15 protein-coding genes, 1 tRNA gene and 1 pseudogene are annotated in these 16339 nt (G+C 58.8%); 7 read left to right on the plus strand and 10 right to left on the minus strand.

The annotated features are described in order from the left end of the window. Window positions 1–28 precede the first annotated feature (28 nt). Entirely contained in the window at window positions 29–238 is a 210-nt protein-coding gene (locus RT21_RS10350) for a cold-shock protein (RefSeq protein WP_003282211.1), read from the plus strand. 111 nt (window positions 239–349) lie between these two features. Here RT21_RS10350 and apbC read toward each other — a convergent pair whose 3' ends face one another. Further along, window positions 350–1444, minus strand: a complete 1095-nt coding sequence (apbC, locus tag RT21_RS10355; RefSeq protein WP_046162697.1) for an iron-sulfur cluster carrier protein ApbC — start codon at window positions 1442–1444, stop codon at window positions 350–352. A gap of 194 nt (window positions 1445–1638) precedes the next feature. Between apbC and metG the strand changes: the two genes are divergently transcribed. The 6 genes from metG to RT21_RS10380 all read left to right on the plus strand — a co-directional run bounded on the left by metG (window position 1639) and on the right by RT21_RS10380 (window position 6886). Beyond that, the gene (gene metG, locus RT21_RS10360; protein WP_046162698.1) at window positions 1639–3681 is read left to right on the plus strand and encodes a methionine--tRNA ligase; all 2043 of its coding nucleotides are present in this window, start codon (window positions 1639–1641) and stop codon (window positions 3679–3681) included. Window positions 3682–3782: 101 nt separating this feature from the next. After that, complete coding sequence (locus RT21_RS23250; protein WP_082082149.1) at window positions 3783–3992, plus strand: cysteine-rich CWC family protein; 210 nt, start codon at window positions 3783–3785, stop codon at window positions 3990–3992. After that, window positions 3992–4684, plus strand: coding sequence for a pseudouridine synthase (locus RT21_RS10365; RefSeq protein ID WP_046162699.1), 693 nt, complete (start codon window positions 3992–3994; stop codon window positions 4682–4684). The genes RT21_RS23250 and RT21_RS10365 overlap by 1 nt, the downstream gene beginning before the upstream one ends. A 69-nt stretch (window positions 4685–4753) precedes the next feature. Next, window positions 4754–4827 (plus strand) — tRNA-Gly (locus RT21_RS10370). A 501-nt stretch (window positions 4828–5328) separates the two neighbouring features. Continuing rightward, on the plus strand, window positions 5329–6042 hold the full coding sequence (locus RT21_RS10375) for a hypothetical protein (RefSeq protein WP_046162700.1): 714 nt from the start codon (window positions 5329–5331) through the stop codon (window positions 6040–6042). Between the two features lie 88 nt (window positions 6043–6130). Next, window positions 6131–6886 (plus strand): hypothetical protein, encoded by a 756-nt coding sequence (locus RT21_RS10380; protein ID WP_046162701.1) that lies wholly within the window; start codon window positions 6131–6133, stop codon window positions 6884–6886. Window positions 6887–7147: 261 nt separating this feature from the next. On the opposite strand, the gene RT21_RS10385 is transcribed toward RT21_RS10380, so the two are convergent. From RT21_RS10385 to RT21_RS10420, 9 genes and pseudogenes are all read right to left on the minus strand, one after another. Beyond that, a complete protein-coding gene (locus RT21_RS10385; RefSeq protein WP_046162702.1) occupies window positions 7148–7555 on the minus strand; it encodes a BLUF domain-containing protein in 408 nt (135 codons plus the stop codon). A 134-nt stretch (window positions 7556–7689) separates the two neighbouring features. Then, window positions 7690–7900 (minus strand): annotated as a pseudogene (locus RT21_RS10390) (transposase); the annotation flags it as partial. Between the two features lie 285 nt (window positions 7901–8185). After that, window positions 8186–9592, minus strand: a complete 1407-nt coding sequence (locus tag RT21_RS10395) for an alpha/beta hydrolase family protein (protein ID WP_046162703.1) — start codon at window positions 9590–9592, stop codon at window positions 8186–8188. Between the two features lie 296 nt (window positions 9593–9888). Then, on the minus strand, window positions 9889–10062 hold the full coding sequence (locus tag RT21_RS23815) for a hypothetical protein (RefSeq protein ID WP_164863187.1): 174 nt from the start codon (window positions 10060–10062) through the stop codon (window positions 9889–9891). A gap of 172 nt (window positions 10063–10234) precedes the next feature. Beyond that, the gene (gene putP, locus RT21_RS10400; RefSeq protein WP_045429288.1) at window positions 10235–11719 is read right to left on the minus strand and encodes a sodium/proline symporter PutP; all 1485 of its coding nucleotides are present in this window, start codon (window positions 11717–11719) and stop codon (window positions 10235–10237) included. 252 nt (window positions 11720–11971) lie between these two features. Next, window positions 11972–12391 carry a group I truncated hemoglobin gene (locus tag RT21_RS10405; RefSeq protein ID WP_046162704.1) on the minus strand — a complete coding sequence of 140 codons (420 nt, stop codon included), beginning with the start codon at window positions 12389–12391 and terminating at the stop codon, window positions 11972–11974. Further along, complete coding sequence (locus RT21_RS10410; protein WP_046162705.1) at window positions 12391–13248, minus strand: DUF3034 family protein; 858 nt, start codon at window positions 13246–13248, stop codon at window positions 12391–12393. Before RT21_RS10410 ends, RT21_RS10405 begins: the two co-directional genes overlap by 1 nt. Beyond that, window positions 13245–15602 (minus strand): putative bifunctional diguanylate cyclase/phosphodiesterase, encoded by a 2358-nt coding sequence (locus RT21_RS10415; RefSeq protein ID WP_046162706.1) that lies wholly within the window; start codon window positions 15600–15602, stop codon window positions 13245–13247. The genes RT21_RS10410 and RT21_RS10415 overlap by 4 nt, the downstream gene beginning before the upstream one ends. Beyond that, entirely contained in the window at window positions 15586–16257 is a 672-nt protein-coding gene (locus RT21_RS10420) for a methylamine utilization protein (RefSeq protein WP_046162707.1), read from the minus strand. Before RT21_RS10420 ends, RT21_RS10415 begins: the two co-directional genes overlap by 17 nt. Window positions 16258–16339 lie beyond the last annotated feature (82 nt).

Here is a 16339-nt window from a genome sequence, read left to right on the forward strand (position 1 = left end):
CTACACCTTGTTCAAGGAGACATTTCAAATGTCCAATCGCCAAACCGGTACCGTTAAGTGGTTCAACGATGAGAAAGGCTTCGGCTTCATCACTCCGCAATCCGGTGACGACCTTTTCGTACACTTCCGCGCCATCCAAGGCGACGGTTTCAAGAGCCTGAAAGAAGGCCAGCAAGTTTCCTTCGTCGCTACTCGCGGCCAGAAGGGCATGCAAGCTGAGGAAGTTCAGGTTATCTAACCTGAAGCTTCTTTGCTGAAAAAGCCCCGCTTCGGCGGGGCTTTTTTATGCCTGCGATTTACTGGCGACCGATCAGCCACGGGCAGCGCGAAGCGCCACCCTGCTTTGAAACTAGTCGTCGGTTACAACGATGTTCGGCATCGACTGCGCAATGATCTGCCCGCTCAGTGAAATCCGTGCCCCCACACTGCGCGCCATTTGCTGATAGATCATCGCGATCTGGCTTTCAGGGTCGGCAATGGTGGTCGGCTTGCCGGCGTCGGCCTGGCTGCGAATTGCCATCGACAGCGGTAACGAGGCCAGCAGCTCTACGTTGTACTGCTCTGCCAACTTCTCGCCACCGCCTTCGCCGAACAGATGCTCGGCATGACCGCAGTTCGAGCAGATGTGAATGGCCATGTTTTCCACGACGCCCAGTACCGGAATGTTCACCTTGCGGAACATCTCCACGCCTTTCTTGGCATCCAGCAGCGCCAGATCCTGTGGCGTGGTCACGATGACCGCCCCAACCACAGGCACCTTTTGCGCCAGGGTCAGCTGGATGTCACCGGTGCCCGGCGGCATGTCCACGATGAGATAGTCCAGATCATTCCAAGCCGTCTGGGTGATCAGCTGCAGCAGCGCGCCGGATACCATCGGGCCACGCCAGACCATCGGCGTCTTGTCGTCGGCCAGGAAAGCCATCGACATAATCTGTACGCCGTGGGCTTCCAGCGGGATAAAGGCTTTGTTGTCACGAATTTCGGGGCGGGTGCCTTCGGGAATGCCGAACATGATGCCCTGGCTCGGGCCATAGATATCCGCATCCAGTACGCCAACCCGCGCGCCTTCGCGGGCCAGAGCCAGTGCCAAATTGGCGGCCGTGGTGGATTTCCCCACGCCGCCCTTGCCGGAAGCGACGGCGATGATGTTCTTCACATTGGCCATCGACTCGAGCTGGTCCTGCGCCTTGTGCGAGCGGATCACGCAGTCGACCTGCACGTCCGCCCGAGTGACGCCGTCCAACTGCTCGATGGCCATCGCCAGCATCTGCGCCCAGCCGCTGCGAAACAGTCCAGCGGCGTAACCCAGCTCAATCTGCACACTGACGTGATCGCCCTGAACATCGATGGAACGCACGCAACCGGCAGTGACCGGGTCCTGGTTCAGGTTAGGGTCGGTGTACTGACGCAGTACGGCTTCCACAGCTTCGCGTGTGACGGTCATGACTACTCCCAAGAAAACCTAGTAAAACAGACGGGCATCTTACCCCGTGGTGCCGTATGGCCTCATCAACCGCGTCAACATAGCGCGGTCCTCGGCATCTGACCGGCACCAGCCGCGCCAGTGCGGGTGAAAAAAAAACGTCGCACCTTTATAGTGACCAGCTCACTTCGCAACCCCGACTGCAGATTTCCCCCATGTCCGAAGCCCGTCAGATCCTCGTTACCAGTGCCCTGCCCTACGCCAACGGTTCTATTCACCTTGGCCATATGCTCGAGTACATCCAGACGGACATGTGGGTGCGCTTTCAGAAGCTGCGCGGCAACCAGTGCATCTATGTGTGCGCCGATGACGCCCATGGCTCGGCCATCATGCTGCGCGCCGAAAAGGAAGGCATCACGCCCGAGCAGCTGATCGCCAACGTGCAGGCCGAGCACAGTGCGGACTTCGCCGACTTTCTGGTCAACTTCGACAACTTCCACTCGACCCATTCGGAAGAGAACCGCGAGCTGTCGGAGATGATCTACACCCGGCTGCGCGACGCTGGGCACATCGCAACCCGCTCGGTGACCCAGTACTTCGATCCCGAGAAAGGCATGTTCCTCGCCGACCGCTTCATCAAGGGCACCTGCCCGAAGTGCGCGGCAGAAGACCAGTACGGCGACAACTGCGAAAAGTGCGGCGCCACGTACGAGCCCACCGAACTCAAGAACCCACGCTCGGCCATCTCTGGTGCCACACCGGTGCTGCGCGACTCCAAACACTTCTTCTTCAAGCTGCCCGATTTCGAGGCGATGCTGAAGGAGTGGACCCGCAGCGGCAGCCTGCAGGACTCAGTCGCCAACAAGATCGCCGAATGGCTCGACGGCGGCCTGCACGAGTGGGACATCTCCCGCGATGCGCCCTACTTCGGCTTCGAGATCCCCGATGAGCCAGGCAAGTACTTCTATGTCTGGCTGGACGCGCCCATCGGCTACATGGCGAGCTTCAAGAACCTCTGCGCACGCCACCCGGAACTGGACTTCGATGCGTTCTGGAAGAAGGATTCCACCACCGAGCTGTACCACTTCATCGGCAAAGACATCATCAATTTCCACACCCTGTTCTGGCCTGCCATGCTCGAAGGCGCCGGCCTGCGTAAGCCCACCGCCGTCGCCGTGCATGGCTACCTGACGGTGAACGGGCAGAAGATGTCCAAATCGCGCGGCACCTTTATCAAGGCGCGCACTTACCTCGACCATTTGAACCCCGAATACCTGCGCTACTACTACGCCGCCAAACTCGGCCGCGGCGTGGATGACCTCGACCTGAACCTCGAAGACTTCGTGCAGAAGGTCAATTCCGACCTCGTTGGCAAGGTCGTCAACATCGCCAGCCGTTGCGCCGGGTTCATCCACAAAGGCAACGGCGGCCTGATGGTCGACCGCAACGCTGCGCCGGAACTGACCGACGCTTTCCAGGCGGCCGCACCGTCCATTGCCGACGCTTACGAGAACCGCGATTTCGCCCGCGCCATGCGCGAGATCATGGCGCTGGCCGACCGCGCCAATGCCTGGATTGCCGACAAGGCGCCCTGGGCACTGAACAAGCAGGACGGCATGCAGGATGAAGTCCAGGCCATCTGCGCCACCGGCATCAACCTGTTCCGCCAACTGGTGATCTTCCTCAAGCCGGTGCTGCCGAATCTGGCCGCCGACGCCGAGCGCTTCCTGAACGTCGAGCCGCTAGGGTGGACCGACCTGCAAACGCTGCTAACCAATCATCAGCTGAACGCCTTCACCCCGCTACTGACCCGTATCGAGCCTGCCAAAATCGAAGCCATGATCGAATCATCCAAGGAAGACCTCGCCTCCACCGAAACCGCCGCCCAGCCGAGCGGGAATGGGGAGCTGACCAAAGAGCCCATCGCCGCCGAAATCGCCTTCGACGCCTTCGCTGCCGTTGACCTTCGCATCGCGCTGATCGAGAAGTGCGAGTTCGTGGAAGGCGCCGACAAGCTGCTGCGCCTGACCCTCCACATCGGCGATGCCAAGCGCAACGTGTTCTCCGGCATCAAGAGCGCCTACCCGGACCCAAGCAAGCTGGAAGGCCGCCTGACGCTGTACGTCGCCAACCTCGCCGCGCGCAAGATGAAGTTCGGCATCTCCGAAGGCATGGTGCTGGCGGCCGGCCCTGGCGGTGAAGAGATCTACCTGCTCAGCCCGGACAGCGGCGCCAAGCCCGGTCAACGCGTGAAGTAACGAAGCCATAGCACAGGCGCTCGGTGCAATGCCGAGTGCCTGATTTTGATACGAACTAACCGCTCCACTGCATCACGCGCTGCCACTGCCCGGAGGCGGTTATGACCGATACACCCGAACCTAATAGATGCCCGATTTGTGGCGAGCCCAACAGCTGTGGCCTAGCTAATCCAGCTACTGCGACACGGCCCTGCTGGTGCTTCAGCGTTGAGATAGCGCCGGAAGCCGGCGAACAGATTCCTGATGACGCGCTCAATAAAGCCTGCGTCTGCCCGCGTTGCGCGCGCGGCGAGTTGCCTGCAAAACCCTGATGCGCCTCGACCGTTTCCTCGCCAATCTGCCCCACTGCAGCCATCGCCAAGCGCGCCTGCTGCTGGCCTCGGGCCGTGCTGCGGTGAATGGGAACACGGTCTGCGACGGCACCCATGACGTTCGCATCTTCGATCGTATCGAACTGGATGGCGAGCTACTGCAGGCAGGCAAACCCGCACGCTTCTTTATGCTGAACAAACCGGTCGGCTGCGTCAGCGCCACCGCCGATCCGCAACACCTTACGGTGCTGGATCTGCTGAACGAGCCGGACAAGGACGAACTGCACATCGCCGGGCGGTTGGACTTCAACACCACCGGCCTGATGATCATCACCAACGACGGCCTCTGGTCCCGCCGCCTCACCCAACCGGCAAGCCTGCTGGGCAAAACCTATCTCGTAGACACCGAAGACCCCATCGACCCGGTTTGTGTCGACCGCTGCGCCCAAGGCATCTATTTTCGCTTCGAGAACCTCACTACCCTGCCCGCCGAACTCGAACTGCTGGGCTCTCACCAGGCCCGCCTGACCCTGCATGAAGGCCGCTACCACCAGGTCAAGCGCATGTTCGGCCACTTCAACAACAAGGTCACCGCCCTGCACCGCGAACGCATGGGCCCGCTGCTGCTCGACCCCACCCTCGCCCCCGGCCAATACCGCAGCCTGACGCCCGGAGAAATTGCGCAGGTCTGAAACATTCATCGGCCTAAACGCCGCACCCGCTTCTCCTCACCCCGTCCTTCTGGTACAAAGGCTGCCTGCGCGGGCGTCGTATAATGGCATTACCTGAGCTTCCCAAGCTCATGACGAGGGTTCGATTCCCTTCGCCCGCTCCAGATTAGAAAAGCCCTGCACTTGCAGGGCTTTTTCGTTTAGGGTTCGGCTTGTTTCGGATCGGTAGCTGGCGGGGTTGGCGAAAAAATAAATCCGTTCCCTTTTTCGCCGATTGAAGAGCGGCTTAGATCGCTTGTTCGCCACTTAGGGGCAACCAATCTCACCGAAACGACCGCTATTACTGAGCGAAAGCGGTGGCAGACAATAGCGACAAACCGAAAGGTAAAAGCTCGAATTGAGGACATGGAAGAGCTGTTGAAAGCATTCCCTCAGTACGAGCTATGGCTATGGCTATGGCTATGGCTATGGCTATGGCTATGGAAGGGTGAAGCCGACCCGTCAAAAGGACAAGTCTCTCCTGGCTACGAAGAAGCTCATTCAAACTTGCCAAGTCAAAACGCGGGATAGCAATTACAGCGGAAGTAGCGAGACGATGGTATGCCCAGCGAAATGATTTGGCTAAGCGATAACTGGATTGCGGAATTAAAAATGGTTTTCAGGCAGTGAATCAAAAAGCATCCCAGCTTCTTAAATCTAATACCTTCCTCATCAGCACACTCCCCGTATTTTCGGTGGCGTTATCGTTCATATTTGAAGCAGGATTTATTTCGTACTATGGAATTCCTTACAGCATAATCTATATAGACATAAACAAAACCCTAATCGCTCTATCAATAATATCGATTAGCGCTTTTTCAGTGTGGCAATTTTTTACCGTATTAAAAAACCTGTCCGACCGGGGCGGGAAATTAATATCATCCATTTGCATCGCCCTAATCCCATCAGCCTTCTTTGCAATACTCTTTTTGTTAATAGAGCTTTACACAGCCTTATGGTTATGTCTCGCAATGTTTTTATTTACGGCAGGGTATAGCTACTGGCTGCTTTACAAGCCGGAGCGGCTAGATGAAAAACTAAACACCGAGCAAGACAACCCCGTTTCGAAAGCAGCCAAAGAATTTTTGTTTTATTCCATTCTAATAACCATGGCCGTATATACGATAGGTCACAGGCAAGCCGCAGATAAAACATCTTATTTTCTATTAGGAAAAGAAGAAGCCCTTATCGAAATCTACGGGGACAAGGCCGTAACGATTGGCTTCAACTCAGAGACAGGCGTTCTCACCGGAAAAGTAAAGATTTTCCAAATTGATAGCTCAGGATTTACTGGCGAAACCAAGAAAATAGGCAAGCTAACAAAAGCAAAGCAGTATTGAATAATAACAAGGAAGAAGGGTAAAAAGGCACCAATGAAATCAAAGGGACAGTTTTATTAACACCCTAACTTGAACGCAAGGAGGCGACATGAGATCAGACTGGGACGATGCGCCCGAGTATGTACGCAGCAGGAAGAAGCAAGAGCCATGGCGATTCCTAGCAATACTGGGGATCGGTTCAGTGGTCATCGCGGCACTGGCATTGACGTTCGGAAAGCCGATAGTTCTGGACATGAACCAGATCAAGCAAGGCATTCGTATCGGCGGCAAGCCTTTGTTTAACCCAGAGCCAGCACAACCCATTCAGCCGGTTGGCCAGCCGTCCGTTGAAAACTACGAAGCCCTGACAGCAGTACCGTCACCAGCCCCACAGCAGCGGCAGCTGACCCAGGAAGAAATCGACTGGTTCGCAGAGCGTTCGGCGGAGGCCGCGCAGTCTCGCCAAACATCATTCAACGATGACAACTACACGCCCAAGCAGCCGGCCAGCACCTACACTCCGCCGGCAGTCCGTGAAGTTGCAGCAAAGCTCGCTAGTAGCGAGCGACGTCCGCGCACGGTAAGCCGGGAGCGCACAACCACATGGATAAAGAGCTGGAATGGCGGCACTAACTCTCTGGCAGAATGGGTGGCAGTAAACAACTACATCGACGGAACGAGCGTGTGCGGCAATCATCGCCGAGGCTCAATCGACTATAGAGAATGTCGCAAGGCTGCCAAGCAGCACTTCCATGAACAATGTCAGACATGGCGTGCCCGCTTTGACGGTGATCGCAAAGATCTAAGCGATCGGATGAAAACCCGTTATTGCGGAGCAGCAAGCAGCTTTAACCCAATGGGCTGAGGTAGCGGAAGCTTCAGCATCATCAACATTGAGGAGCGTTAGTAGACGCTCGTTGTAGATGGGCTTGTGCAGCAGAATTTCCCACAGCTTCGACCAGTACTCATCACTGAGCAGTAATCGGGGCATTACAGACTCGTATTGGTGTTGTGTGTGAGCTACAACGATACGAGCTTGTTCCTATATATAAATGATTTAGATCGAAGCTGGAACACCCTACACATTGACCACAGGTCATCCTAAACAGGGGTTTCTGGTCACACCCTACTTCGCGTCTCCCAGCATCTGTGCAAACTCGCGCATCGTCTCCGTGAACGTACTTGCATCGATGACCTCTAGACGGCGGGCTCGCAATTTGGAGATATATTGAAATTGCAAGGGATCGCTCTTGATGCCCCCCATCGACCACTTCCCAAAGATCCGATTGTTCGCCGGCGAAATATAAAGAATCTCTGCACCACTGTGTCTGGGATCATCTAGAATCTTCACATATTTCCGGAGAACATCCTGCTCCTGCCCTTCTAAAACTTGCATGAACAGTCCACCACCGTGGACCAGGATGCCAGTGATACTGCTGGCCGGATTATTTTTGCGCGAGGACAGTAGTATGTCCTGCACTTCTTCATTCGATATTGTGGGGGCGGCACGGCTGATATAGAGAAGTCGAATCATTGAGTTACCTCTGTCGGTGGGCAAAGTGTTTGGCTGGACGGAGGGCCTTCAAGGGGACGATAAAGAAAACGGATAAATCGTACGCTAAGCATGCGACCTGTCAGGTTGAAGCCATAGAGGTTGGCTGCGAGCTAACCTGACGCGGTCCAGGCGTTGAAACGTTTGTAGCCTTTGCTCAAGCATTACGAATGCCTCGGGAAAGTCTCGCCAGGGGCATCCTCCGCGCATGCGATACAGCATGCCTTCGAAGGTCATCCGTAGATTACGCTTGTTGTAGATGGCCTTGTGCAGCTGAATTTCCCTCAGCTTCGACCAGTGCTCATCACTGGGCAGTAATCGGGGCATTGCAAGCTCGTACTGGTGTTGTGTAAGAACTACAACGATACGAGCTTGTTCCTATATATCGATGATTTAGATCGAAACGGGAACACCCCTAGCAGACATGTCGAAAAAGTGTCGAAATCACTGTGACGCATTGCGACGAAACGAGCAGGCGAGATAGCTGGAAACCCCGTAACGACACGCTTTGAGACGGAACGACACACCAAGCATAAGGGTTCGATCCCTTCGCCCGCTCCAATTAAAAAGCCCTGCCGGAGCAGGGCTTTTTCGTTTTCCGCCGCTAGCGCATCAACTCTCAGGGCAAGCCGGCAACGACGTCCGATTCTGCGTGCCGTCATTACGCGTAAATTGGCAGCCGTAGGAAGGGTTTGCGACTACGCGCGGATTGACGACCTCGTCACCCGCTGGCTTGATGCCCTGCTGATCCCACTGGAGCATTGCCGCCATCGCTTCAACCTGTTCCTGATAGGTGAAATCACAGTGACTGGGTGCGCGAATGGCACGCTGCACCAGCAAGTCCCCGTTGCCGTTGGCTTCGGCGTTGCGGCGATAGATCTGCTGGTGCTTGAACGGCACGTAGAGGTCGCCGAGGGTGTGGATGCTGACCACCGGGACGTTGAACTGGCCGTTCACGACCGGAATCCAGCGCAGCCCGTCCGGGCGGATGCTGTTGGCCGGCGGATGGCCGACGACGCGGATGATCGAGTCGTTGAACTCGCGTTCTTCACGGGACATCGCTTTGTTCGTGTCGAACTGATAGCGGGTGGCGAGGTTGCCACTGAGCGAGTCGGCCAGAATGCCGTTTACCGAACCGTCTTGGCCTCCGGTGCCCAGTACGACACTTTGCAGGCTGGTGCGGAAGCCTTCAGCAAAGATCGGCCGTTCACCACCGCTGAGGTCACGAACGATGCCTTCCAGCTTCTCACCCTGCGGCGACGGGTCGGTCGGGTAGCTGTCCCACAGCGTTCCGATAATCTGCGGCAATTTGGCCTGGAAATCCGTCGCCGGGAAGGTGGTCGGGCCCTGCCCGGCCAGGTGCTGTGCGGCCAGGGTGAAGTTCATCAGGTATTCGAATTCATAGACGTCACCCGTGACGCCGCACATCGGCACCGAGCCGCTGTAGCGCACCGGATTGTTAGCGGTGGCGTAGGTCTCGGCTTCCACCGCGGCCGCCGCGACGTGGCCGCCCATGGAATGCCCGGTTATGTAGGTCTTGCTCGGCTGGGCTTTGCCGGTCAGCTCGCTGAAGGCCAGCGCCAGCGCGTTGGTGTCTTCAATGCCGGCGCGCACATCGTAGTAATTCTTGCTGTAGCTGCTGGCCGCCCAGGCGTATCCCTGCTGCAGCAGCCATGGACGGATCGGCGGCGGTCCAACGGTCAGTTCGGGTCCGGTACCGCGATAGCCGTGCGCATACATGACGAGCATGCCGTTCCAATTAGGTGGCACTTCGATCTGGTAGGACGCGCCCTCGTAAATGCCGGTCCAGCGCTCGCTGGGCAGACCGGGAAATGCTGCCAACGGCGAGACAATGGGGGCGAAGGCGCGCGAATCCTGTTCACGTGATTCGCTGTGGGAGACCGGGGGCTTGATCGGCTTGGACCGTGCCTGAACATCGGCAGCTATCCCGATAGTACCGACCAGCACCACGCCGGCGATGGCACGCGTGCAGGCTAAAGCCAACTTGCTTGGAAGCATGAGAGGTTCCTCAGATGTTTATTGTTTTTGTTTTAGCGATGCGAGCTTTGCCGGGCTTGCCAAGCGCAAGCGGTACGCGCACTCCAGACTAACCGTGGCAGAAAGCTTAGACCTGTCAAACCATTCGGCGGCTCAGGGGATGAGCGGCTATGTCGTCTCGTAAATATCAGGACTGTCGTCGTGGTTATGATGGGTGAGCACGGCGGGTAAGCGAGGCGAACAAGAAGATTCCTGGCGTCACTTGGAAGGTACTGAATGGCAGACGCCATTCAGTTGGAGGGAGGGGAGCGCCTGGGTCAGCAGTTACCCTTCTTGGCCTGGCCCGGTGGGCAGTGATTGCCGCCTTGGCCACCGCCACCGCCATCACCGATGTCGATACCGACGCCTGGCAAGCGCAGGCTGCAGCCAGTCATCAACAGAGCCGCCAGCACGACGGCTGCGGCGCGAGTCATTACGGATTGCGCTTTCATTGGAATACTCCTGAATTTCCTCTGGACGCCAAGGGCTGGCGCCTGAGGAACAGTATCCGCCGCTGCGCGCCTCGAAGACAGAGGCATCTTCTTCCGATTGAGTCGAAGTTACACGGCAACTGAGATGCGACAGGATCATCACCGGCGAAGGACGATCCTGTCGAGGCCTCGCTTAGCCCGCGTGGTACTCCGCGTCAGCCACTTCGAAGCGCTGCTGAATGGAAGCCGCCGGCTCCTTGCCCATGATGCTCACCACATAGATGGTGATGCTGGCGAGGATGAAGCCTGGGATGATTTCGTACAGTCCGAGACCGATGAACTCCTTCCACACCACCACGGTGATAGCGCCGACCAACATGCCCGCCAGCGCACCGTTGCGCGTCATGCGCTTCCACACCAGCGAGATCAACACCACTGGCCCGAATGCAGCGCCGAAGCCGGCCCAGGCGTAGGACACCAATCCCAGCACCTTGCTGTCCGGGTTTGACGCAATGCCGATGGCGATCAAGGCAATCAGCAGCACCATGCCGCGACCGACCCAGACCAGTTCGGTCTGCGACGCGCCCTTACGCAGGAAGGCTTTGTAGAAGTCCTGGGTCAGTGCGCTGGAGCTGACCAGCAGCTGCGCACTGAGAGTACTCATGACGGCAGCCAGTACGCCGGAGAGAATGATGCCGGCTACCCAGGGGTTGAACATCAGCTTGACCAGTTCCATGAACACACGCTCGCCGTTCTCAGTAACCGGACCGGCCAGCGCGGGGTTGTCGGCGAAGTAAGCGATACCGAGGAAGCCCACGGTTACAGCGCCTGCGAGCGTCAGGATCATCCAAGCCATACCGATGCGGCGAGCGTTGGGAATGGTCTTCACCGAGTCGGCCGCCATGAAGCGCACCAGGATATGAGGCTGGCCGAAGTAGCCAAGGCCCCAGCCGAGCAGCGAGATGATGGCGATGAAGGACAGCCCCTTGAACATGTCGAAATTCGACGGATCCTGCGCCGCGATCGTGTCCATGGCGGTGCCCATGTCACCCAGCGCGAGGATGACGAATACCGGGGTAATCAACAGCGCGAAGATCATCAGTGTCGCCTGAACGGTATCGGTCCAGCTCACCGCGAGGAAGCCGCCGATGAACACGTAAAGAATGGTTGCCGCTGCACCTACCCAGAGTGCCGTACCGTATTCCATCCCAAAGGTCGACTCGAACAGGCGCGCTCCAGCTACCACGCCGGAGGCGCAGTAGATGGTGAAGAACACCAGAATCACCAGCGCCGAAAAGATGCGCAGCAGGCGACTGGTGTCCTCGAAGCGATGAGAGAAATAGTCCGGCAGGGTCAGGGCGTTGTGATTGTGCTCGGTGTGCACACGCAGACGGCCAGCGACGAAGATCCAATTGAGCCAGGCGCCAGCAATCAGGCCGATGGCGATCCAGCTTTCGGACAGACCCGCAACGAAGATCGCGCCCGGCAGACCCATCAGCAACCAGCCGCTCATGTCGGACGCGCCCGCCGACAATGCGGTGACGAAACTGCCGAGGCTGCGACCGCCGAGGATGTAGTCGTCGAAGTTCTTTGTGGCGCGGTAGGCGGTGAAACCGATAAGAATCATCGCCGCGATGTAGATCACGAAGGTGATCAGAGTGGGGGTACTCACATTCATTGGTTTTGTTTTCCTTGTGCTGCGGGGACCAGGCCCCGCCTTCACTGACGAAACGCGAACGCTTGTGGCGCAGCGTTGGCAACGGATGGGTCGGGTTAGAACCAAAGCATAGCGTCTCGATGCACTCTGCGCTCGTGACCGGACAGTTTTGACTGGGAAACGTGCGAACGGAACGACCTAAGGCCGTCCTTGGCCGACCAGGCTGGCGAACCGGTCATGCAGCGGTTTGTTTGATCGTCACCGCTAGCGCTTTCAGCGGTCGATGACCTGCCCGCGCATGGGCGCCAGGCGCGCCAACAAACGGTTCTGCGCCGGCATCGAGACACCCTCATCAGTCATCGCCGCCTGCAGATCTTCGACCAGCGCATTGAAGTCGCTGGGTGTCAGCGCCAGGCCCTTATGGCTTTCCTCCATGCTGTCGCCGGTGTAAGTGCACGGGCCGCCCGCCTCGACGCAGAACCGCTCGATCAGCTTGTCGCGCACACGCTGGATGTCGACCGTTTGAAAGTATTCGACGATGCGCGGGTCCCGGGCAATGCGCAGCAGCATCCCTTCCACGATGCGGGTAATACCGGGCTCGCCACCCAGCTGCCGGTACAGGCTGTCATCCTCGATCGCTTGCTGGGTGCAGGCAGCAAGCCACAAACAGAACAGCAGGACGAGCCGATGCATCAAAAGCTCCCTTGTACGGACAGGTAAGCGCCATCCTGATGGCCCAGCGTGGCAATTTCACCGAGCCGCGCATAAGCCAGCACCACGGCAAAGCGCTTGTTGGGGAAATAGCCGAGAAACAAATCCGCCCAATCGCTTTCGCCGGCGAATGACAGGTTGTCGGGCTTCTCCCGGTATTCGACGCCGAGCACCCAGTTCGGATTGAACAACACAGCGACTGAGCCTTCCTTGAGCAGGCTGCGGCTGTCTCGACGGTCACCGCCGAAGCCGAGCAGGCCGAGTTCGTTGGCGCGGCTGTAGCGGACGCCACCGTTGAGCAGCAGGTTGTAACCAAAGGCACCGCCGAGGATAAGCCGACTCGCGGTGAGGTAGGCCTCGGTGTCTTCGTCGCGCTGAGCACCGATCAGCGACGGGATCAGGAAGTCCTTCTGACGTTTATGCTGTGCGCCTAGCGAAACCTGCGGCAACCGGTCATAGAGAAGATCGCCGAATAACCGCAGTTTGATGCCGAAGATGTCCTGGCTGAGGCTGTTTTCCGGAAGCGACAGGTCCCGCGCCAGATTGCCGAGATCGAAACGCTGTCGCGCAAAAGACAGCTCAAGGCGATTATCGACGGCAAACGCCACACCGGCGACGTCTAGCCGATAGTCGCCCGTTTCGACGCGAGTCGCGAAGACATCGCCGCCCCACTCGCCTCGCTCGCCGTACCCCGCCAGCACAGCCCACGGCGTGATCCCGCCGCCCGCAGCACCTTCGATACCCGTCGCGCCACCGGTAGCCAATAAACGCCCCGCATCGGCACTGGCGAGCATCGGCACGCAGCACGCGGCCAGCAGCAGTGTTCGCAGGACTGTCATGAAGGCTCCTTGAGCGGTCGCGCGGCCAGGTGGGGTTGCTGTTTCAACCAGGCCTCGAAGGCATCAGCAGGCAGCGGTCGGCTGAAAAAATACCCCTGCAGGGTGTCGCACCCCCAAGCGCGCAAAAGATCACGCGTTTCGCCATGTTCGACGCCTTCGGCGACGACCTTGAGGCCCAGCGCATGACTCATGTCGATGGTCGAACGGACAATCACCGCATCGCCACAGGTGTCGTCCAGCTCGCGAATGAACGACTGATCGATCTTCAACTCCTGTACCGGCATGCGCCGCAGTTGAGCGAGCGAGGAGAAGCCGGTACCGAAGTCGTCCACCGACAACCGAATACCCAACGCCCGCAACCGATGAAGCATCGTCAGCGCGCGCTCCGGGTCGCGCATCATGGCGCTTTCGGTAATCTCGAATACCAGCTGGTCCCCCGGAATCACGTAGCGTTGCAGCAACTCCGTCACCCGTTGCTCCAAGGTCAGGCTGCTGAGGTCCTCAGCGGAAATGTTCAACGACACTTCCATGTACAGGCCGCGACCGTTCCAGATATGTAGCTGCCGCAGCACCGCCTCGATCACCCAGGCGGTAAGCAGCTGGATGCTGCCCGTGCGTTCAGCCAACGGAATGAATTCGCCGGGCGACACCATGCCATAGATCGGGTGATTCCAGCGCAGCAGCGCCTCGGCTTGGTAGACCCGACCGTGTTCGAGATCAACCTTGGGCTGGAAATGCAGATGTAGACCACCCCCGTTTGCGGCATGCCGTAGGTCGCGAATCAGGCTGATCTGCCGCTGATGAGCATCGTCACGCCCATGCTGGTAGAGCTGCAGACCGTCCGGCATCTGCGCCGCGTCCTGCATGGCGATTCTGGCGCGGCGCAGCAACTCATCGACGCTGCCGGCATCGTCCGGATAACCGGCCACGCCGATGTGCGCTTCGATGCGCATTTCAAGCTCGGCGACGCGCACTGGCAGAGCCAAAGCCTGCTGCACCGCCACCGCTGCGCTGAAGGCGTTGTCAGCGGAGGTATCGCTGACGATCAGCAGGAATTCATCGGAGAGCATCCTTGCCAGGTGATCACCGGGCTGCAAGCCTGCCTGCAAGCGCTGGGTCAGTTCGCGCAGCGCCTGGTCTACGCCTTCGGAGCCGCCGCTGTCCTGCACAGCGTCGAGGTTACCGATACCAATGTGCAACACCGCCGTGATCCGGCCGGCCTCGACAGCACGGGAAAGCAATTCGGCGGCCAGGGATCGATTGGGCAGGCCCGTCACATCGTCGTGCAGCATGTTGTGTGCAATCAGCTGCTCACGTTCGGCGATGCCGCGCTGCATCTGGTTTAGTGCTTTGGCCAGACTGCCGAGTTCATCGTCGCGGTCCAGTTCGATGGGCGTGTGGTAGTCACCGCGACCGACCCGCTGGGCGGCTTGAGCCAGCGCGTTCACCGGTCCTGAAAGACTACGTGCCAACATCAGCGCTCCCAACAAGGAGGCAATGAGGCCAACGAGCGTAATCAGCAGGATCCGCATATCTAACTGGTGAAAGCCGGCCAGCGCGTCGTCCAGCGAGCTGTGGGCCAGGGCAATCACGCTATAGCCGTCACCCTGCGACAGCACCACGTCCTCGTTGAGATAGCGCTCACCATCGAGTGTCAGCTCTTCGATGCCATTGGCATGTTCATGACGACTCCAACCATCGATCAGTTCGGCATGGGCCTCGGACTTGAGTGTGGTCGCCAGCTGTTCGCTGTTGCCCTCCGCCTTGGCCAGAAAAGACACGTCCAAGCCCGTTAGTTCCTTGAGCTCGTGCGCAAGCGCTTCGTCCATGGCGAATCCCATCACCACTCGCGCAATGGGCAAAGGCGCGCGGACTTCGGCCTCGACCAGCAGGTGCGCCTGTTGATCGAGCACTACGATGAGCAGGGTCGGCCCCTGCCCTCGCGCGTCTCGCAGTTCGGCGGCGTAGCGGAAGGTATCGCCGGGTACGGCATTGGACAGGCTCGAGGCCAGCACCCGACCGTCCAGGCCGATCAGCATGGCTTCGCTGGCATTGATCCGGGCCGCCTGATTGGCCATCGCCGATTGCAAGGTCAGGGTATCGCCAGTGGCCACCGCCTCCTTGAAGCCGAAATCCGCGACCAGCACCTGTACGCCGTCACGCAGTTGACGACTGCGAATGTCGATCAAACGCTCGAATACTCGTAACCCGGAATCGAGCCGCTCGGCGGCCTGCCGGCTCACGGCCGCTTCGGTCACCAGGCGCACAGAGAAATACAGGGCGCCGATCACCACCAGCAGAAAGGCGGCGAGGATCCACGAAAGACGTGCGTGAAAACTAAGGGTGCGCGTCATGGGCGGCTTTTCTGAACGCGTCGGCAAAGGGTGTGGGTGGCGGCGCCGAGGGTTGCAGCGCAGCGGCGATAGCTATCGGCAGCTTCAGCTCGATCGGCGCTGTCCCCACTTCCAGCCGCCCCGCCTCGATAGGCGGCATATCAACCAGCGCCGGGTGCCAGAGCGTAGAGGAGTACTGGCCGGCCGGCACGTCCAACTGGATGCGACCCTGCTCGTCACTGACAGCGAACCATGGGTCATCGGTGATATAGACGTAGCCGAGCATCCAGTCATGGATGTTGCAGCCCAGCACCACCAGCCCCGGTCGATCGAAGATGACAGGCTCGCTCGGCGTGCCTTCGTAGAGGCGCAGCTCGAACCGCTTTGCCGGTGAAAACGAGTAGACCTGATGGCGAATGTCATCGCCATTGGGAAAGCTCACCGCGGTGCCGGTCGCAACGGCCAGCACGGCCGGTGAGAACTGTTTGTCGATCTGATCCATGACCGCCACGGCGACGGGTTTGGCCTGCGCCTGCCCCGCCAGGCTGAGCACAGCGCCCTCCACCGGACGCCCCTGCGCGTCGAACACAAACGCGCTGAACGGCTGGGCCTGCGCTGATGTGCTGAGGGCGCAAAGCAGCAGAAAACAACTGGACCACACAACACGATTGAACATCTGGCTGACTCCGCCACCTTGACGATTACCGTGGGACTACCGCCTTCCTTGGCAACCTGCTGGCCTGATCAGGCTAGCCTAT

Origin of the sequence: Pseudomonas sp. 10B238 (assembly GCF_000970615.1) — a bacterium.
Lineage (GTDB): Bacteria > Pseudomonadota > Gammaproteobacteria > Pseudomonadales > Pseudomonadaceae > Stutzerimonas.